The organism is Inquilinus limosus, from assembly GCF_051487185.1.
Classification (GTDB): Bacteria; Pseudomonadota; Alphaproteobacteria; order DSM-16000; family Inquilinaceae; genus Inquilinus; species Inquilinus limosus_F.
Genome location: NZ_JAHVDK010000057.1, coordinates 1 through 18,482 on the forward strand (window position 1 = coordinate 1; position 18,482 = coordinate 18,482).

An 18,482-nucleotide genomic window follows, 5' to 3' on the forward strand; every position below is an offset into this window, starting at 1 on the left:
ACCTCGCCGCGGCCGCCCAGAACCTCCGCAAGCTCGCCAAGCTCATCCCGATGCCGCAGCCGACACCGGCCTGAGAGGCCTCAGGCTCCACAGCGCCTGCTCGCCGTCGCTCCAGCGCCCTCTCTGCCGCCGACTTCTTCAACAGAATCTGCCGCCTGCGGTCGTGTCCGCTTAACGGGACCTCGGGCGACGTCCGGTTGCGGGGCACTCCAAACCGCCCTGGCGGTCGGCAAGCGGCCGGATACGTTGGGTCCGGGCATGACCGGTTTCGGGGCACCGGCGCGATGGCCGCATATGGCGCAGTCCCGTCTGGCCGGCCGGCAAATGCTTCTCGGCGATCTCCGGAGTCGGTCATCCATCGGATTCCTGCCCATCGCGCCGAACCAGAGAACGGACAAGATCGACGTGAAATTCCGTATATGATCTAGCTCGGTACTTGAACCTCATTGCAATCAGGCCGCTTAGTCGCGGCAAATTGCAGTAGGGGATTTGTGGAAATGCATGGTGTTCCGCATGGTAGTTATTGTTCCAGTAGAAATATCGGAACAATGCGTTCGAATTCGTTGAACGTGTATTCTTGGTGACATCGTCACCTTCATCGCAACCATAATGCTCGGGCAGCCCCGTGACACTCAGCATCGGGAAGTAGATCAGCAGCGGCACCCAATAGCCAAACGCCATCGTCTCGGGGAACTTGACCGTGCACGCCATAACCATCGTCGCCCATGCCACGAGCGCCGCGTTGTCGCCACGCACGGCGCGCCTGTGCCCTGGCCGCCGAACATATGCCGGATACGCGCCCCACTGCGCCTGCCAGGCCATCCTGAGGAAGCGCACTGGAAACCAGATGGTCGTGAGCCCCCGCATGTACTCGCCGATCGTCCGGTAGGTTCCCCGCGGCTCCGGGTCTCCGTCCACCGCGGTGTGGCGGTGGTGTTCGAGGTGGTAGAACCGGTAGAGCGAGAAATTGAGGAAGGTCGGACACGACCAGAAGACCCCCGCCAAGTGATTGAGCCTCCTGCTGTCCAGGAACATTCCGTGGACGCATTCGTGGATCGCCGAGAACCAGCCGACGAACATCACCCCGAGCATGACCGAAGCCACCAGCTGGACCCACACGGAGCCCACCATCGCTATGACGGCCACCAAAGCACCATAGGTCGCCAGAACCACCGCCGCGTGCGCCAAAGGCTTCCATTGGGGCCGCCGGTGGAGATCCACAAGGGTGGCTTGACCTACACTCCTCCGCAGCTCCGCCGCGCTCACCGTCCGGCCTCACGCGACGTTTGCGGTGGGAATCGCATCCGCTGTCGAGTTTCCCGACCGCCCATTCAGCGTCTCGGCGACGTCGATCAGCCGGTCGGCCAGCGCATGGACATCCTCAATCGTGCTTGCCGGATTGACAAACACCGCCCTGAGGAGGACTTCGCCGCTCCTTCGGCAATAGCGCGAGATCGCGAACTCTCCGCCGGCGAGCACGCCGTTCAACAGCGCCTGTGTCCGGTCGTTCTTCTCCTCCAGCGGCCCGACCAGCCCGAATGCCACTACGTTCATCGGCGCATCGCACAGGATCCGGAATCGCGCATGGTCGCGGATCCGCTCCCTGAATGTCTCGGACAGTGCCATGACATGGTCCACGATGCCCTCATATCCGCGGCGGCCGATGGACCGCATGAGGATCCAGGCCCCGAGAGAGTTGAGGCTGCGCGAGTTGTCGATCGTCCAGTCGCCCAGATCCGGCTCGCGCTCCCGGCAGTAATACTGCAGCTCGACCTTTCCCATGGCGTTGAGCAGGCTCGTGTCCCGCAGCGCAAGGAACCCCAGCGACTGGTTCAGGCCCAAGATTTTGTGGGGGTCGAACGTCACCGTGGTTGCTTTCTCGATACCCGTCAGGCGCTGTCCATGCCGCCTGGAGAACAGCAACATCCCGCCATGCGCCGCATCGACATGGACGGGGACCCCGAATTCGTCGGCCGCCTCGATCGCCTCCTCCAGGGGATCGACCGCGCCGCACCCGGTCGTGCAGGCCGTCAGCACCACGCCGGCGACAAGAACGCCGGTGTCCCGCGCCGAGGCCAGCTTCTCCCGCAGGTCCGAGGCAGCGATCTGTTCGTCCTCATCCACTGCCACCACCGACGCCGACCGATCGCCGAGCCCGAGAAAGCGGAGCGCTGTGAATATGCTCTGGTGCGCGACCGGCGAGACCAGAAATGCAATATCGCGCTTTCCAGAGGCCCTCAGCGCCTCTTGCAGCCCTAGCCTGGAAACGTCGATTCCCAGGGCCTTAAAGGCCAGATTTCTCAGCAGCAGCAGCGCTTGAAAGTTCGACTGCGTTCCACCGGACGTCATCACTCCGCCGGCCGCCGCGACGCCCGGGAAGATCAGTTCGCTCAGCCACTGCGACACCTGCTTCTCTATGAACGTGCCCGATCGCGAAGACGAATACGCGATCGGATCCTGTGCCATCGCCCGGATCAGAAGCCCCGAGAACACCGACAGATCCGCAGGTGGCACGTCCATCTGGGCAAAATATCGCCGGGCCCGCTTGTTGCTGCAATACGGCAGTGCGTGCCGGCCCAGGTGATCCAGCACCTGTTCCAGCGGCTCGCCCAGATCCGGAAACTCGTCCGCGAAGGCGCTCCGGATCACGTCCGGATCGCTGTCGCGCGGGAAGGGAAGGGGCGCAGGATCTCCCAGTCGGGCCAGAACGGGCCGCGAAAACAATCGCAGCCGCTCCTCGATAAAGCCCATCGAAGGGGCCGAGAAGAGGTTCGCCAGCTCTTGCGGCAGGCAGCCGTCTATTCCCTCTTGAGCAACAGAATGGCGTACCATTTCGGCTCCTCTATCCACTGATGGGCGATTGAAAAACCGGCCGCGGCCAACACATCCGCAAGCGACTCCAGCGTCGGCTTGTTCATGACGTCGTTGCAGAGCGACTCGCCTTCCTTGAACTGAAGCTCCAGGCCCAGCTTCGGGAGGCGCACGGTGTGGTCGCGCAGACACACCAGATGGGACTCGATGCGCATCTCAGCGGCATTGTGGAAGGCCAGATGCCGGAAGTCCTTTGGATCGAAGTCGGCCCCGAACGCCTCGTTCAGAGTCCGGAGGACGCCGAGCTCCATCGACGCCAATATGCCCGCGCGGTCGTTGTAGGCCGCCGTCAGGATCTCGGCGGGCTTGTCCAGGTCGGTCGACAGGAGGAACGTCTCGCCCGGGAGCAGTGCGTTCCGGACCTTCGCGAGGAATTCCTCCCGAGGCCCCGGGCGAAAGTTTCCGAACGAGCTTCCGAGAAGGGCGATGGCGCGTCGCTTGGCGCCTCCATCCCGCGCCATCGCCTCCAGCGCCTGCTCATAAGTCGCCACAATCGGCTCCACCGGCAGTCCTGGCGCCGTGCGCACGAGCTCGGCCTGTCCCTTTCCCAGGATGAACGCGTTCACGTCGATGGGTCGGTACGTGATCCGAGGATCGCGCGCCTGCAGCTCCCGCAGCAGGAGCGCGGTCTTTTCGGAGTTGCCGGCCCCGAGTTCATAGAGATCCACCGACCCCATCGCCGCCGCGATCGCCGGAGCATTGACCTCGAGAAGCCTCCGCTCGGTTCTCGTGAGGTAGTATTCGGGCTGCTGGCACAGCTGTTCGTACAGTCTGGATCCCTCATCGCTGTAGCTGAACCGAGACGGCACATAGCGCTGGCTCTCCGCCGTCAATCCGGCAATGAGGTCCGCGGCCGCGGCCACCGCCGCAGGATCGACGGGACTCTCGACCGGGCACCCGGTGGCCGCGGCACTCCGATTGTCCAAGCCATCCATGCTGCCTCCTCGCCCTGTGAAGCCGGCGCGCGACGCCTTAGGGATGAAGTTGCACCGCCATTCCAGGCCCATCGGGCGCCGCCGCGACGAGCCGGCTCACCCGCCCCCGTCTCCAACTCAGCCCGTAGGAGCCCTCGAGCGCGAGCTGGACCGGTGTGCCGATGGCCAGCGGACACGGCGTCCGGACCTGCACCGTCGCGGCATCGAGCCAATGTCCAAGAACCTCCCTCGGCTGCGGCTCGTCGCCCACCGCCATGGACAGCCGGAGGTCGCCCTGCGCCGTCGGGACGCACAGCGCATCGGCCACCAAAAGCTGGAAATGATGCACTGAGTGCTCGGTCCAGACGCTGTCCTCGTCCACCACGAACGAGCTTCCCCGATAGCCGAGCGATCGCATGCCGCGCTGCACGGATTCGACCAGCGCCACGTCTTCAGCGACGGTTGGATCCACCTCCGGATCATGCCGGATGCGCTCGAGATCGGCGGCGGTGACACTCGCGCCGACAAAGTGGTGGTAGTGCAGCCGCGTTCTCGTCGGTCCCAGCGGCTCCGTCGTATAGATCGCGAAGTTGCTCGGCCCGGGCATCATCCGCGCCTCGGTGTCGGGCCACAGATACCAATAGACGAAGGCGGTGGGGCAGCCGGCCGGCACATCGCGCTCGGCGTCGCGTTCGATCAGGTGCGTGGTCAACACCCCGTTGTCGACCGAACGATACGCCGCGAGGTTCAGGCGACTGCTCAGGTATGGATGCGCCGTGCGGCAGTGATAGCACTCGACGTCGTTCTCGATGACCAGCTTCCAATTCGCCTCGCGCTCCTCGACCCAGTATCCGACCTTCCTCAGCGACCCCAACTCGGGAACGTACCGCTTCAGCTCCTCGGCAAACTGCGACCCGACCTCTGACAGCGGTGCGGCATGCGGGTCCAAGTTGACGAACAGGAAGCCGCACAGCTCTTCGACCCGGATCGGCGTCAACGACACCGTCTCGCACCGTACCTGACCGGCGTCCTTCGTCGCTCGGCGTAGCGCCCCGGTCAGGTCATAGGTCCAGGCGTGATACGGGCATCGGATCGTCGAAACCGCACCTTTCCCCTTCAGAAGCTCGTGCGCCCTGTGCTGGCAGACATTGAAGAACGCCCGGACGACATCGTCATGGCCGCGAACAAGGAGGATGTTCTGATCGAGCAGGTTCAGCGTGATGAAGGATCCCGAGGCCGCCAGTTCCGACACGTGCGCCGCATATTTCCATGATCTGAAGAAGATCCGCGCGCGCTCTGCGGCGAAGGCTTCCGGGCTGGTGTAGTGCCACGCCGGAAGCGGGGCCGACCGGCGTGGGTCCCGATCCATCGCCGGAGAGATATGTTGCTCCTGGCCGAGTTGGTCCATGGCGGCAATACCTTTCGAGTAATAAGAGGCCGGCGACCTCGACCGATGCGCCCTGCTATGCCTTGCGGGAGATCCGGTTGTTCCCGAGATAGAGCGCGTCGATGCCCGTCCGCAGGAACGTCGCGATCGCATCCTCCGGCGTGTCCACGATCGGCTGGCCCCGAACGTTGAAGCTGGTGTTCAAAACCATATGCACGCCGGTCCGGCGTCCCACCGCCATGATCAGCTCATGGAAGTCGGGATTCTCGGCTGCCGAGACGGTCTGGACGCGAGCCGTCCCATCTACATGGGTCACGGCTGGGAGGCGCGTTCGATGCTCTTCTCTGACATCGACGATCACCGTCATGTAGGACAGGTCCGCACCGCCAGCGATGTCAAACCAGTGCTGGGCGTGGGCATGCGACACTGCCGGCGCGAACGGCCTGAATGCCTCTCGCTTCTTCACCATCGAGTTGACGCGATCCCGCATCGCCGGATCCGTCGCGTCGGCGATGATGCTGCGATTGCCCAGCGCCCTCGCGCCGAACTCCATGCGCCCCCGATACCAGGCGACCACCTGACCATCGGCGATATCGGCCGCTGCACGCTCGCAGGTCGCTCTGAGGCTTTCCAACCCGACCACCTCGATCCTGTCAGCGAACTCCCCCAACGCCGACGACAGCCGCTCGGCCGAGTATCCAGGACCATAGAACGGTACGCCGCGGCGCCTGTTCTCGACTTCCCTCGCCAGGCTCGCCCGATACAGCGCTGCCCCAAGCGCTGCGCCGTCATCCCCCGCCGCGGGCGGAACGTAGATCTCGTCGAACAGGCCGGCCTTCAGGATCTGCCCGTTGGCCGTGCAGTTCTGGGCTACGCCGCCGGTCAGGACCAGCCGCTTCAGGCCGGTCAGGCGCCGATAGTGATCGCAGATGTGCAGAAGGGCCCGATTGCACGTCTCCTGCAAGGCCGCTGCGACGTCCATGTGGTCCTGCTCGATCGCGCCGTCCGGGTCGCGCCCCGGCCCCAGCTTCTCGGATAGGTACGCCAGGGTCCGCAGGTAGTTGTCGCGATCGATCGGGTCACGGTTCAGTCCAAGGCAAGGAATCCGGCAAAACCCGTCGTCGGTCAGCACGACTTCGGTGTCGAAGAACGCTCGGTACCGGCTTGGATCCCCATATGGCGCCAGCCCCATGATCTTGTATTCGTCGGCGTTGAAGTCGAAGCCGAGATGAAAGGTCACGACTGAATAGAAGATCCCAAGGGAGTGATCACCGGGGAGAGATCCGAGCTTCTCCAGCAATCCCTGCTTCGCGGCGTATACCGTCGCGCCATCGACTTCCCCCATTCCATCGATCACGACCACGAGGCACTCGTCCCATCCCGACGTCCAGTACCCGCCAGCAGCATGGCTCAGGTGGTGGTCGACGTTCCGAATTCTCGCTTGGGGAAAATCCGGCAGCGCCCGGGCAACCGCAGCGACCAAGTTCTTCCGGTCATACACGCTGTCGAAATATCGAGCCCCATAGTCGTCGTGAGCGTATGTCGCCCGATGGTGAGAATAATCAAAGCAGTGGGCTATCTCGTCTATGTTCTCCGGCCCAATCCGGCCTGCTTCCAGGCAGAATGCAATGGCTCTCGATGGGAAATCGCTGCAATGCTTCTTCCCGTTGAAGCGCTCTTCCGCCGCCGCCGCGACGATTTCGCCATCGATGATCAATGCCGCCGCCGCATCGGCACCCTGTATCAACCGGAACTGCCGCTCCGACAACGCTGGGAACTCCGATCGCTTGAAGGGCACGGCAGTGTCGAGACCGCTCACACCGATGATGTTCATGCCCCCTCCGGTCCAGGTCCAAAGCGGCACAGCTGTAGCGGCAACCGAATCCAATCAGGAGAAGGTCGGGAGCAGCAAACAGACGGACTGAGTTCAGCAGGAAGCCTCGCGGGTCTTTGACGCCCTTGGAGCCGAGAGGGGCGGTCCGACCGCTAGGATCGTTGCCCCATCACCGCCTCGCTATCGACACTGCCGAATCCCTCTTGCCTGCGTCAAGCTGGAATCTGCACAATCATCAAAGTCAATGTTTGAGCGCAAACGCGTCCAGCGGTATGGACCACCGTATATCGCTACGCAGTCTCTTAATTATCCGCCAATCTATGGCATTTTATATTATGACTCATGTTGGAGGTTGCCGTTCATGCACGGGATGGACAAGTAAGGAATGCGGCACCAGACCTATTGTATCGCAAGAATCTAACGTGCAACGTTATCTATAATACATGAATCGCACGGATTTGAAAGGCAAGGGTTGGGAATGGCATCTCACCGACGGATCGTGAATGGCGCGCTTGAAATGGGTCTTGTGATCGCCTGGAGTTCCGGCTTCATCGGCGCCCGGCTGGCAGCGGACACCGCATCCATCTACCAGGTCCTGTTCTGGCGTTTCGCGCTGGTGACCGTCGTCCTCGCGCCCTTCGTGGTCCTGCAGATCTGCAAAGGACTCACGGCGAGGGATGTTGCGATTCAGGCTCTCCTTGGGGTGCTGGCGATGTTCGCCTACCTGGCCCTCGGGGTAAAATCCATCGCCCTCGGTGTTCCGACAGGAACCGCCGCCCTGATCTCGGCGCTGCAGCCCCTTATGACCGCGGCGCTCGCGGGCCCGCTCCTTGGCGAACTCGTTCGCGGCCGCCAATGGGCGGGCCTTGCGCTGGGCTTCTGCGGCGTCGCGCTGGCCGTCGGCGGTGAAGCCGGCCAGGCTCCAACCCTCGCCTACGGGCTCTCCTTCGGCGCGACCGTCGCGCTCGTCATCGCCACCCTCGTCGCCAAGGCCTTGAATTCGGCAGTGAGCCTGGTCGCAGGACTCGGCATCCAGAGCGCCGTCACCGCCCTCCTGTTCACGCCGCTCGCCGTCGGCGATGGAGGCCTGATCCCGACGGTGACGGCCCAGTTCGCCGCGGCCGTCGCTTGGTTCATCGTCTTCTCGACTATCATCGGCTACGGCCTCTACTGGCTCTGTCTGCAGAGAACCACTGCCACTCGGATCGGAAGCCTGATCTATCTTACCCCCCCGGTCACCATGATCTGGGGATGGGGCATGTTCGGCGAGTCCCTGCACCCGGCAACGGTCGGAGCGCTCGCGCTCTGCGCGGCCGGCGTCTACCTCGCCAGGCAGCCCCAGCCAGTACCGGCCTCACCATCCAGCGCGACGTAGCCTCGGAACCTCTCCAAGCGGAGCGAACGATGACCGATATAGCCCCGAGCGCCAGTGCCCCTCAGTACCCCTCAGTCATCGACGTCGTGGGTAAGACGCCTCTCGTTCGCCTGGCCAAGCTGTTCCCGCAGCCGCACATCACCGTGCTGGCCAAGCTCGAATTCCTCAACCCCACGGGCAGCATCAAGGATCGCATCGTCCGCCACATCGTGGCCGATGCCGAGCGCTCGGGACGCCTCGTCCCTGGCGGCACAATCGTCGAAAACACGTCCGGCAACACAGGTGCCGCCATCGCCATGATTGCAGCCGCCAGAGGCTATCGAGCTGTCCTGACGATGCCGGATAAAGTCAGCTCCGAGAAACAGAATGTCCTAAGGGCACTCGGGGCGGAGATCGTTGTTTGCCCGACCGGCGCCCCACCCGGCGCCCCGGATCATTATGTCCAGCGGGCGAGGGACATTGCCGCGTCCATCCCCGGTTCGTTCATGATCAACCAGTACGACAATCTCAAGAATGCGGAAGCCCATTACCTCGGAACGGCGCCAGAGATCTGGGAGCAGACCCAGGGCCACATCGACTATTTCGTCGCGAGCGGGAGCACCGGGGGCACTGTCTCCGGCATTGGCCAATACCTGAAGGAACGAAACCCCGAAATTCATATTCTCCTGCCGGACCCGGTTGGCTCCATCTACTTCCGGTATTTCAATACCGGCTCCTTCGATCGCTCCGACATTGGAACATATCGGGTCGAGGGAGTGGGGGAGGATCACATCGCCGGATGCATGAACTTCGGGGTTATAGACGAGGTGCTTCAGTTCAACGACGATGACGCATTTCAGGCTGCAAGGGCGCTGGCCGAAGCGGAAGGAATTCTCGCTGGCGGAAGCTCTGGAGCGAACATCTGGGGCTGCATGCAACTCGCCACTCGTCTCGACGAACCTGCCACTATCGTGACGGTCCTTCCCGACACAGGCCTGAAATACCTCTCAAAAATCTACAATGTGCCAATGGTTTAGAGGCTCCCCCTAGACTCCAGATTTCAACAACACACCGGCAGTCGGTGAAAGGATTCGCTGATGCACAACGCGGTGGCCGAAGGCCTCGATCAACTCCTCCAGGAGACTCCGGACAGAAGCGTTCACTGCTCACCTCGTCGACGTTCGAGCTGACTGACGTAGGCAGCGGCTCGGGTGCCGTGCTCCTACGCTTTGTCCCAAATCCGCCGCCCCCATGACGATTGCAGACTGCTGATGGTAAGGCCAAGCATCCTAGGGTCCGGGCCCTTTCCAAGCTGGATTGACGGGAGACCAGCCTTGCTTTCGACGTCCCCATGACCGGCACGCTGACGCTGCTGAACCTGGCCGGCTATGTCGCGTTGCTGCTCTGGGGCGTGCACATGGCGTCGACTGGCGTGATGCGCGCCTTTGGTTCGGACCTGCGCCGGGTGCTGGGCCGCAGCCTGCGATACCGCGTCAATGCGTTTCTGATCGGGCTCGGGGTGACCGCAGCGCTGCAGAGCAGCACGGCCACCGGGCTGATGGCCACCTCCTTCGTCGCCTCCGGCGTGATCGGCCTAGTCCCGGCACTCGCTGTCATGCTGGGCGCCAATGTCGGCACCACCCTGATCGTGCAGGTCCTGTCCCTCAAGATCTCGCTGGTCGCGCCCGTCCTGGTCTTGCTCGGCGTCATCGCGTTCAAATGCGGTAGCCGCACCCGCATCCGCGACCTCGGCCGGGTCTGGATCGGCCTCGGCCTGATCCTGCTGGCGCTACACCTGCTGGTCGTCGCGATCGAGCCGGCGGTGCAGGTGCCCGCGGTTCGGGCAATCTTCGGCACAGTCGCATCGGCCCCGATGCTGGGCGTGCTGATCGCGGCTGCCCTGGCCTGGGCTGTGCACTCCTCCGTTGCCATCGTGCTGCTCGTCATTTCGCTCGCCGGGGCCGGCGTGATCGAGCCGGCTGCTGTGGTGGCGCTCGTCATCGGCGCCAATCTCGGCAGTGCGGTCAACCCGGTGCCGGAGGGTGCCAGCGGCGGTCGCCCGGCCAACCGCCGGCTGCCGATCGGCATTCTGCTCAACCGCGCAATCGGCGTTGCCGTGGTGCTGCCGCTGCTCGGCCCGACCGTCGACCTCATGCTTCAGCTCGATTCTGATCCGATACGGCTGGCGGCCAACTTCGCACCGCGTTCAATCTGGCCCTGGCGACGCCGTTCTTCGTCGCCCTGTCGGCGGTGGCGCGATTCCTGGAGCGGCTCCTGCCCGAACGCCCGGTCGCTGGTCAGGATCGTGGCACGCCGCTCCATCTCGACGACGGCGCCCTGTCCGACCCGCATCTCGCCCTGGCCAACGCCGCCCGCGAGACCCTGCGCATGGCCGACATCGTCGAGGCCATGCTGCGCGGCGTAATCGAGGCCTTCCAGGCCGACGACCGCAGGCGCGTCGCCGAGATCAGCCGCATGGACGACGGCGTCGACGGCCTGCACCGCGCGATCAAGCTGTACCTGACGAGGATCAGCCGCGACGGCTTCGATGACGAGGCCAGCCGCCGCTATTCCGACGTGCTCAGCTTCGCCATCAACCTCGAGCACATCGGCGACATCATCGATAAGAACCTGATGGAGCTGGCGGCCAAGAGGATCCGGTTCCGCCTGGCCTTCTCGGCCGAGGGCACCGAGGAGATCCGCGCCATGTGCGATCGGCTGCTGGCCAACCTGAAGCTTGCCGTCGCGGTGTTCATGACCGGCGATGCCCACGCGGCCGCCAGGTTGATTGCCGAGAAGGAGGTGTTCCGCGAACTCGAACGCCAAGCCACCGAGACGCACTTCCTCCGGCTGCGGGAGGGCCGTCTCGAAAGCATCGAGACCAGCGCGCTGCACCTCGACATCCTGCGCGACACCAGGCGCATCAATTCCCATATCGTCGCGGCCGGCTATTCCGCTCTCGATGCCGTCGGCGCAACAGGCCGGGTGCGGGCAGAGGCGAAGGTGGGAACAGGGCATGGCGCCAGGATGGCGCCGGGCCCGGCGCCGATGGCGCCATGAGAAAGGATGTGCAGACAACGACTTAGTCGCCGGGGTGTGCCGGAGCTTTCATCTTGCCATACCGCCCGCCCTCCCGGCCCCCGCCGCCCCGAGCCCGCCCATCTACGATCCCTCGAATCCAATCTATCGATCTGCCGGCCGTCGAAACTGGAGAGCGGCCGGTCCGATCGACCGCTCTCCGAGGCCTTGATCCGGCCTCTCAGGCGCCGTTTCGGAACGCGTTTTCGGCGCTCGAAAGGTCGTCGAATTCGTGCATGACGAGCATCATCTGAAGCCTCCGGGAGCGGTCGACGACGCAGGTCGCGACGCGATATCGGCCGTGGAAGATGCTGAGGATGCGCACGAGATCGGAGCCATCGAATTCGTTGTCATCGCTGTCTTCGTAGGCTCCGAGCGGCGTCTCGGCGATGCGGCCGTCCCACACGAAGTCGGCCAATTCAGCAGCGACGAACCGCTCGACCACGGCCTGGAGTCCGTCGGGTCCGAACTCGATTTCGAGGTCGCGGACGAGCTGCGGGAAGCGGTCGAACGAAGCGTGCGGATGGTCGAAGGGGCACATCGGATCCTCCGTCAGTGAGCCGTCCTCCTCGTCGAGGACACCTCTCAGGAGCAGCCGGCGGAGGCTCCGTCAGGGACGCCACAGGCGCCGCGGAGCGGGGCGCGGGGGAGCCGAATTGCGCCAGCAATTCGGGGGGACCGCGCATCCTTGACGGAGCCTTCGCCTCCGGCTGGTAGGATGGGCAGGCCGAGACGATGCCCCTTTCACCGGTGGTGCCGGTCTGGCCGCAGCACTTTCGGCCGGAGCCACTGCGGCCGAGGCGGGAGCCGCCCCCGCGGGTGGCGAGGGCGGCTGGCCGAGGCTCAGTCGGCCCTACAGTGTTTTCGAACTTCGAATGAGTTCCGCAGGAGGAGCATGCGAGCATGCTCCTCCTGCGTCGACGGTGCGGGCATGGACTTCAGTCTGGCTGCCCAGATGGCTCACCCGATGGTTCCCTCCGCACCGTCCCCAGATCCGACCGCTGATTGATCAATGCCGTCGATGGCGATGTAGGGTAGTGCCGGCGGATCCGGGGTGACGTGCCTCATCCTGGGGGGGAAAGCATGAGAATCTCGGTCGGGATAGACGTTGCCAAGGACGTGCATTGGGCTGCCGCGGTCGACGAATCCGCAACCGCGCTTTGGGATGGACCGCTGGACAACACACCGGAGGGGCTGGAGGCATTCGTCGACACGCTTCACTCGCTGCCGGGTGAGATTGTTATTGGAGTGGATGTGCTGGGGAGCATTGCCGCCTTTCTGCAGGCATCCTTGCTCGCGGCCGGCTTCGTGCTCGTCTACGTGCCCGGCATTGCTGTGAATCGTGCGCGGCAGGCCACGATCGGCGGTGAGAAGAAGTCTGACCGACGCGACGCGCGCGTCATTGCCGAGCAAGTCCGTGTCCGCCGGGACCTCCGCGAAGTTCGGCTCGACGATGATCTGACGGTGGCTATCCGGCTTCTGGTCGGCCGCAGGCGCGATCTCATCGAGGAGCAGAATCGGCGATTGTCGCGGCTGCATTACCTTCTCGCCGGCGTTCATCCTGGTCTGGAGCGGCAGCTCGATCTCACAAGCGAGTCGGACCTCTGGCTGCTGACGCGATATGTGTCGCCGTACGAGATTCGTGAGGCCGGGTGCGAACAGATCGCGGCCTATCTTCGCAGCGGCAGTCAGATCTGGCGCTCCGAAGTCCTGGCTGAGTGCGCTCTTGTGTCGGCGCGGGCGCAGCGGATTTCGATTCCTGGTGAGAAGGCGGCTGCAGACCTGCTCCGCGAATTGGCAGCTGAAGCCCTCGCATGTCGGGCTCGCGTGATTTCGATCGATCGCGAGCTCGCTGACCTGGTGCATGCCCACCGCGATGGTCATCTCGTCCGGAGCTTGCCAGGCATGGGCGTCGTGCTGACGGCGAGCCTGATCGCTGCAATGGGTTCATCGAGCGCTTCCGGTCGGCTGATGCGCTCGCCGCGGCGTCCGGCCTGGCGCCGGTGCTGCGGCAATCGGGCAAATCCAGCCACAGCCGGCAGCCTCGAGGCGGTGACAAGGTCCTGAAGCGCGTGTTCTACCAGTCGGCCTATTGCTCCCTAAGGACTGCGGAAAGCCGCGCCTTCTATGAGCGAAAGCGCCGGGAGGGGAAGAGGCATCAGCAGGCGCTGATAGCGCTCGCCAGACGGCGGATCGACGTGCTCTGGACGATGCTGCGAAGCCGTACACCGTACCAAGCGAACCATCGATCCGCCGCTTGACGAGAGGGATTAATCCGCCGGGTTCCAGATCAGGGCGAAGACATCGGGATCGTCCTGTCCGGCGGCGCGGCCGAGATTGGCGTAGAGCTTGCGGGGACCGAACTCGGGGGCGGCTAGGGACAGGCTGACATAGGGCTTGCCGGAGGCCTCGCCGGTGCGGATCCAGCCGGCGCCGATCTCGACGCCCTGGGTGAGGACGCGGAAGTCGGGCTGGGTGTCGCCGGACTTGCTCGCATTGGGGACGATGTCGATCTCGGCGCGGATGGAGAGGGTCTTGATCTGGCCCTTGTAGCCGCCGGTGGCGAGCTTGGTGACGTGACCGATCGCGGGCATGGCGTGTCTCCTTCTGAATGTCGCGGTGGCCTGTCCCGCCGCGATGGCGGACCGTGGCGGGCGAGACCGGGCGGCCCGAACCCGTCAGGGCCGGAGCGGCAGCGGAGGACCCGGACGGACCGGTTTTGTGGAGCGGAGCGGGCGCGAGGAGCCGCCGGAGGCGGCGGGGAGAAAACCGGTCCGGGAGGGTTTCGGGACGGCCGGCGCCGCCCGTAGGTCCATAAGCCACGCGCGGCGGGACCGGCCCCGGCCGGACCGGGGAGACGCCATGCCGGCGCGGCCACGGCAGCCTCGCCGGCCGGCTGACGGGCACAGCAAAAGACCGCTCCCGCGCGGGGCGGGAGCGGCTCCAGGAAGGGCAGGGACGGCGATGCCGCCCCTGCTGCTGCGCCTCAAGCGAGGGCGCCGCGATCGGTGTAGGACCGGGCCGGGAAGGCCATCCAGGCGGGCGTCCAGCCCTCGACCTTATCGCGCCCGTTGGCTCCCACAAGGCAGTCGCGGATGATGCCGAGGCGAGCCTTGAGCGGTCGGACTGGGCCGTTGGCGCAGGCTCAACCGCCCGGAGCGGGCGGAAGCGGGGTGAGGTGGCGGGCGGCGTCGGCGAGCAGGACCTCGTCCTCGACGACGCGGCCCCAGAGCCGGGCGGCGCCGGCATAGACCGAGAGCGGGCGGGTCGGCGCGAAGCGCTCGTCCCGCCGGATGCCGAGGCCCAAGGGGCCGCGCAGGGCCTCCAGCTCGGCCCAGCTGACATAGCCGAGCTCGGGGCAACCGAAGCCGAGATCGAACAGGCCGAAGAGGGTGTTGCCATCCTCCATCAGTTCGGTCAGCAGCCAGCAGGCGACGCCCCAGGGGGCATAGAGCTTCACCACCGGCACCGGATCGTGCTCGGGGCCTGCCCGGAAGTTGGCGACCAGCCGCTCGCGCAGGGGATCGGGGATCAGGAGCATGGCGCCGCCTCCAGGAGCAGATCGGCGGCCCGGCTGGCATGGCTGGCGGCGCGGAAGATCGCGCGTACATCCTCGCGCAGAAGCTCGAGCCAGACGCCGAGATAGTCGGCATGGCGGACGGTCGGGACGATGCCGAGCGAGGCGCAGACGAAGGCGCTGGCCATCTCGGCGACGAGTTCCTCGCGGCCATAGGCGACCGAGCCGTAGCTGCCGGAGAAGTCGCGGTCGAGCCGCGACGGATGGCCGGTCCAGTGGCCGAGCTCGTGGAAGCAGGTGCGGTACCAGTTGATCGGCGCGAAGAACGAAGACCGTGGCGGCACCTGCAGGAAGTCCTGAGACGGCACATAGAAGGCGCGGGCGCCGCCGACACGGATATCGGCGCCGGTGGCCTCGATCAGAGCATCGGCCTCGGGCACGATGGCGTTGTCCGGCACCACCGGCACGGCGCCGCCGACCGCTCGGGCAGGTCCTCGCACTGGGCGGCGTTGAACACGACAAAGCGCTTGAGGAACGGCACGCCCGCGGGCTCGTCGTCCTCCCGGTCGGCGCGCTCGCGCTCGGCCTTGGGCACGAAGCGGTCGGCATAGACCACCATGGTCCCGCGCTCGCCCTTGCGGACATGGCCGCCCAGCTCCAGCGCCTGCCGGTAGGTCAGCCAGTCCTGCGAGGGGAAGCCGCAAGCCACGGCGGCATCCCACAGGATCAGGATGTTGATGCCGGAGTAGCGGCGCCCCGAGACGGCGTTGCGGGGCAGACCGAGGGGGCAGGGGCTCTGGCCCCAGGGCTGGACCCAGGGCACCCGGCCCTGCTCCAGTTCACTCACGATGCGGCCGGTGACCTCGGCATAGAGGGACGGCCGGTCGGGTTCCGAGCGGTGTTCGACAGCAGGCATCGGGTCTCTCCCTTGGCTCTCCAACCCGCCCGTCCCCGGCCAAGCGGGGTGGGCGGCGAAGAGCGGCCGGGAGGCCCGCCAGCAAGGGCCGGGCGCACCGGAGGCTGGAACGAAGTGGAAGGCCCCGAGCCCCAGGCGAGGGGCTGCGCCCGGCCCGGGCGGGCCTATAAGGACGCGGCGCCCACCCCGCGGACGGGGACATTGTTTACATTGCGAATGTTGGAATGGGTCGACTTTTTATAAGGTCAATTCAAAATTTATACTTGATAATTATAGTATATCTGCCCCCGATAAGGGGGCTTATCGGGCGTTGGGGCTTTCGGAGGGGGCGATGCGCGGGTAGACTCTGAGCCTCAGTCGCTCCGGAGGCCCTGTGCCGTTCGCCGTCCACCTCGATCTCGATCCGCTGAGCGCTGCCGCCCTGGCGCCGCTGATCGAGGCCGTCGAGCGCGCCGATTGCGACGCGATGACGCCGCCGCGGGCCGAGGTGACACCGCACGTCACGCTCGGCGTCTACGAGCGCCTCGTTCCGGCGGCCGCCGCCGTGTCGCTGCAGCGCTTTGCCGACGGCCAGGCCGCCCTCGGCATCCAGCTGGCGAGCCTGGGCCTGTTCCCGGGGCCGCCCGCCGTGCTGTTCGCGGCACCAGTGATCTCGGCCGAGCTCCTCGCGCTGCACCGCGCCTATCACCAGGCGACCTGGGCCGCCGGCCCGCGCTGCTGGGCGCACTACCTGCCCGGGGCCTGGGTGCCGCATGTGACGCTCGGTGAAGGCCTGCGGCCGGCCACCGTGCCGCTGGCCGTCGGCAACGCGATCGCCGCCTGGCAGCCGCGGCCGGCGGTGCTGAACAAAATATCCCTCGTCCGGTTCCACCCGGTCGAGGTGCTGTGGTCAGGGGCGTTGCGGGCGGAACCATGAGCGGGGGAGGGGAGGGGGGCATGGCAGACGCGTTCATCACCGGCAAGCAGCGGGAGACCACGGCGGCTGCCGTGCCGTCGGATGCCGCCCTGACCGAAGCCCAGATCGCCGAGATCCGCCGCCTGGCGGAACGCGCGGACGCGCTGGTCGAGGCCTCGCTCTCGGCCAATACCCGCCGCGCCTACGGCACCGCCTGGCGGCAGTGGAGCGAATGGTGCCTCGGCTTCGGCCTGGATCCGCAAATCGCAGACGCCTCCTGGCTGGCGATGCACCTGACCGCGCTGTCCGAGGCCCGCAAGCTCTCCACCATCGAGCTGCGCCGCGCCGCGGTCCTGATGATCCGCCGGCGGCTCGGCCGCCCGCTGCAATTCGACGACGCCCAGTTCCAGGCCTTTCTCGCCGGCCTGCGCCGGACCAAGGGAACCAGGCCCGAGAAGAAAGCCGCGCTGCTCGAGGAGAATCTGCGGGCGGCGATGATCCTGCTCGATCCGGAGACCGCGCCCGATCCGAAGCGGCGTCTGCGCGACCGGGCGCTGCTGCTGACCGGCTTCGCCGGCGGCCTCCGTCGCTCCGAGCTCGCCGGCTTCGACCTCCGGGACCTCACCTTCACGAGCGAAGGCCTGGTGCTGTTCGTCGCCGGCTCAAAGACCGACCAGGAGCGTCGCGGCGAGGAGGTCGGGATCCAGGCGGTCCCGCAATCGCCGCTCTGCGCCGTCACCGCGGTCTCCGCCTGGCTCGCCGCCCGCGGCGACACGCCCGGTCCCCTCTTCTGTCGGATCGACCGCGGCGGGCATCTCACCTATGGCCTCGATGGCCGACTGCAGCCGATCGACACCAAGACCGTCGCCCGCCTGGTCAAGCGCGTGATCAGGGGGACCGGGCTGGCGGAGGGGGAGTTTTCGGCGCACAGCCTGCGCGCCGGCATGATGACCGCCGCCGACCGTAAGGGCGTGCCGCTCGAGGCGGCGATGCAGCACGGCCGCTGGAAGGACGCGCGGACCGCCCGCGGCTATCGGCGGCACTCGAGCCTGTGGCAGGGGAATTTCACCGGCAAGCTCCTCGCCGACGGATAGGCCACGGGTTGAACAATCCGATCGTCGCCCCACGATTGAAGACGGGCTGGTATGGCCTGCCCGGAGCAAACAACGACAGCTCAGTGCAGCAAGGGCAAGAGCTGAGGCAGGCCGTGGCGACGGAGCCATCCCGCTCCGATCGCCTTATCGGAGATGCTGAGCGCCGTCGCATCGCAGAGCAGAATGCCGTTTTTCCGTAGTCCGGATTGCCACGCCTGCGTGGCCCGAGAGCAGGCACCAGGATCAGTGAGTCCCCTCGGGAGCGGTTCCGCTCGCGCTGTCGCTGACCTCGGCGCCGGCGCAACGAGGCTGCATCCTCGGCAGGAGCCGATGCTACTCGCTAGCGGTACTCATACTATCTCTGTTGCCAAGATGCTCTGACCAGGCAGGAGAGCTACAATCAATTCTGATGTAAATGCCTGAACAATACAAATGTACGACAATATAAACTAAATCTGCAGATTTTTTCGGACGGAGAGCGCTTGAATGTCGAACGGATCTGCCGACCGGCCGTTGGAGTTGCGGGGTAAACGGGTCTGGGTCACCGGCCACAATGGCATGGTCGGTTCGGCACTCTTGAGGCGGCTCGCCCGGAAAGACTGCACATTGCTGGTGGCCGACC

At 65.6% G+C, this 18,482-nt stretch carries 19 protein-coding genes; 9 read left to right on the forward strand and 10 right to left on the reverse strand.

The window, feature by feature from the left end; genetic code table 11:
* Positions 1–351: 351 nt before the first annotated feature.
* From KXR53_RS34865 to KXR53_RS34885, 5 genes are read right to left on the reverse strand one after another with little or no spacing between them, the layout of a single operon-like run.
* Positions 352–1,266: a fatty acid desaturase family protein gene (locus KXR53_RS34865; protein WP_437380221.1), complete on the reverse strand. Its 915-nt coding sequence runs from the start codon at positions 1,264–1,266 to the stop codon at positions 352–354.
* 9 nt (positions 1,267–1,275) lie between these two features.
* Complete coding sequence (locus KXR53_RS34870) at positions 1,276–2,832, reverse strand: pyridoxal phosphate-dependent decarboxylase family protein (protein ID WP_437380222.1); 1,557 nt, start codon at positions 2,830–2,832, stop codon at positions 1,276–1,278.
* On the reverse strand, positions 2,799–3,806 hold the full coding sequence (locus KXR53_RS34875) for an L-histidine N(alpha)-methyltransferase (protein ID WP_437380223.1): 1,008 nt from the start codon (positions 3,804–3,806) through the stop codon (positions 2,799–2,801). The genes KXR53_RS34870 and KXR53_RS34875 overlap by 34 nt, the downstream gene beginning before the upstream one ends.
* A 37-nt stretch (positions 3,807–3,843) precedes the next feature.
* A complete protein-coding gene (locus KXR53_RS34880; RefSeq protein WP_437380224.1) occupies positions 3,844–5,193 on the reverse strand; it encodes an aromatic ring-hydroxylating oxygenase subunit alpha in 1,350 nt (449 codons plus the stop codon).
* Between the two features lie 55 nt (positions 5,194–5,248).
* Entirely contained in the window at positions 5,249–7,006 is a 1,758-nt protein-coding gene (locus tag KXR53_RS34885) for a carbamoyltransferase family protein (protein ID WP_437380225.1), read from the reverse strand.
* Positions 7,007–7,523: 517 nt separating this feature from the next.
* Here KXR53_RS34885 and KXR53_RS34890 point away from each other — a divergent pair.
* The 4 genes from KXR53_RS34890 (at position 7,524) to KXR53_RS34905 (ending at position 11,420) form a co-directional block, all read left to right on the forward strand.
* The gene (locus KXR53_RS34890; protein ID WP_437380226.1) at positions 7,524–8,381 is read left to right on the forward strand and encodes a DMT family transporter; all 858 of its coding nucleotides are present in this window, start codon (positions 7,524–7,526) and stop codon (positions 8,379–8,381) included.
* Positions 8,382–8,410: 29 nt separating this feature from the next.
* Positions 8,411–9,397 carry a PLP-dependent cysteine synthase family protein gene (locus tag KXR53_RS34895; protein ID WP_437380227.1) on the forward strand — a complete coding sequence of 329 codons (987 nt, stop codon included), beginning with the start codon at positions 8,411–8,413 and terminating at the stop codon, positions 9,395–9,397.
* A 314-nt stretch (positions 9,398–9,711) separates the two neighbouring features.
* On the forward strand, positions 9,712–10,785 hold the full coding sequence (locus KXR53_RS34900; RefSeq protein ID WP_437380228.1) for a Na/Pi cotransporter family protein: 1,074 nt from the start codon (positions 9,712–9,714) through the stop codon (positions 10,783–10,785).
* Positions 10,749–11,420 carry a Na/Pi cotransporter family protein gene (locus KXR53_RS34905; protein WP_437380229.1) on the forward strand — a complete coding sequence of 224 codons (672 nt, stop codon included), beginning with the start codon at positions 10,749–10,751 and terminating at the stop codon, positions 11,418–11,420. The genes KXR53_RS34900 and KXR53_RS34905 overlap by 37 nt, the downstream gene beginning before the upstream one ends.
* 199 nt (positions 11,421–11,619) lie before the next feature.
* Here the strand turns inward: KXR53_RS34905 and KXR53_RS34910 are convergent, their stop codons facing one another.
* Positions 11,620–11,979 (reverse strand): hypothetical protein, encoded by a 360-nt coding sequence (locus KXR53_RS34910; RefSeq protein ID WP_437380230.1) that lies wholly within the window; start codon positions 11,977–11,979, stop codon positions 11,620–11,622.
* 542 nt (positions 11,980–12,521) lie between these two features.
* Between KXR53_RS34910 and KXR53_RS34915 the strand changes: the two genes are divergently transcribed.
* Both KXR53_RS34915 and KXR53_RS34920 read left to right on the forward strand, forming a co-directional pair.
* Positions 12,522–13,505 carry an IS110 family transposase gene (locus KXR53_RS34915; protein ID WP_437380231.1) on the forward strand — a complete coding sequence of 328 codons (984 nt, stop codon included), beginning with the start codon at positions 12,522–12,524 and terminating at the stop codon, positions 13,503–13,505.
* Complete coding sequence (locus KXR53_RS34920) at positions 13,442–13,699, forward strand: transposase (protein WP_437380232.1); 258 nt, start codon at positions 13,442–13,444, stop codon at positions 13,697–13,699. Before KXR53_RS34915 ends, KXR53_RS34920 begins: the two co-directional genes overlap by 64 nt.
* A gap of 9 nt (positions 13,700–13,708) precedes the next feature.
* Here KXR53_RS34920 and KXR53_RS34925 read toward each other — a convergent pair whose 3' ends face one another.
* From KXR53_RS34925 to KXR53_RS34940, 4 genes are all read right to left on the reverse strand, one after another.
* The gene (locus KXR53_RS34925; RefSeq protein ID WP_437360446.1) at positions 13,709–14,032 is read right to left on the reverse strand and encodes a DUF736 domain-containing protein; all 324 of its coding nucleotides are present in this window, start codon (positions 14,030–14,032) and stop codon (positions 13,709–13,711) included.
* 551 nt (positions 14,033–14,583) lie between these two features.
* The gene (locus KXR53_RS34930) at positions 14,584–14,979 is read right to left on the reverse strand and encodes a DUF2958 domain-containing protein (protein WP_437380233.1); all 396 of its coding nucleotides are present in this window, start codon (positions 14,977–14,979) and stop codon (positions 14,584–14,586) included.
* Positions 14,970–15,395: a zincin-like metallopeptidase domain-containing protein gene (locus KXR53_RS34935; protein ID WP_437380234.1), complete on the reverse strand. Its 426-nt coding sequence runs from the start codon at positions 15,393–15,395 to the stop codon at positions 14,970–14,972. Before KXR53_RS34935 ends, KXR53_RS34930 begins: the two co-directional genes overlap by 10 nt.
* Positions 15,374–15,871 carry an ArdC-like ssDNA-binding domain-containing protein gene (locus KXR53_RS34940; protein ID WP_437380235.1) on the reverse strand — a complete coding sequence of 166 codons (498 nt, stop codon included), beginning with the start codon at positions 15,869–15,871 and terminating at the stop codon, positions 15,374–15,376. Before KXR53_RS34940 ends, KXR53_RS34935 begins: the two co-directional genes overlap by 22 nt.
* Positions 15,872–16,244: 373 nt before the next feature.
* Here KXR53_RS34940 and KXR53_RS34945 point away from each other — a divergent pair, with 373 nt between their 5' ends.
* The 3 genes from KXR53_RS34945 to KXR53_RS34955 all read left to right on the forward strand — a co-directional run.
* Positions 16,245–16,787, forward strand: a complete 543-nt coding sequence (locus KXR53_RS34945) for a 2'-5' RNA ligase family protein (protein ID WP_437380236.1) — start codon at positions 16,245–16,247, stop codon at positions 16,785–16,787.
* A 20-nt stretch (positions 16,788–16,807) separates the two neighbouring features.
* Positions 16,808–17,860, forward strand: a complete 1,053-nt coding sequence (locus KXR53_RS34950) for a tyrosine-type recombinase/integrase (RefSeq protein WP_437380237.1) — start codon at positions 16,808–16,810, stop codon at positions 17,858–17,860.
* A gap of 486 nt (positions 17,861–18,346) precedes the next feature.
* A partial coding sequence (locus KXR53_RS34955) for an NAD-dependent epimerase/dehydratase family protein (RefSeq protein WP_437379654.1) occupies positions 18,347–18,482 on the forward strand: 136 nt, incomplete at its 3' end.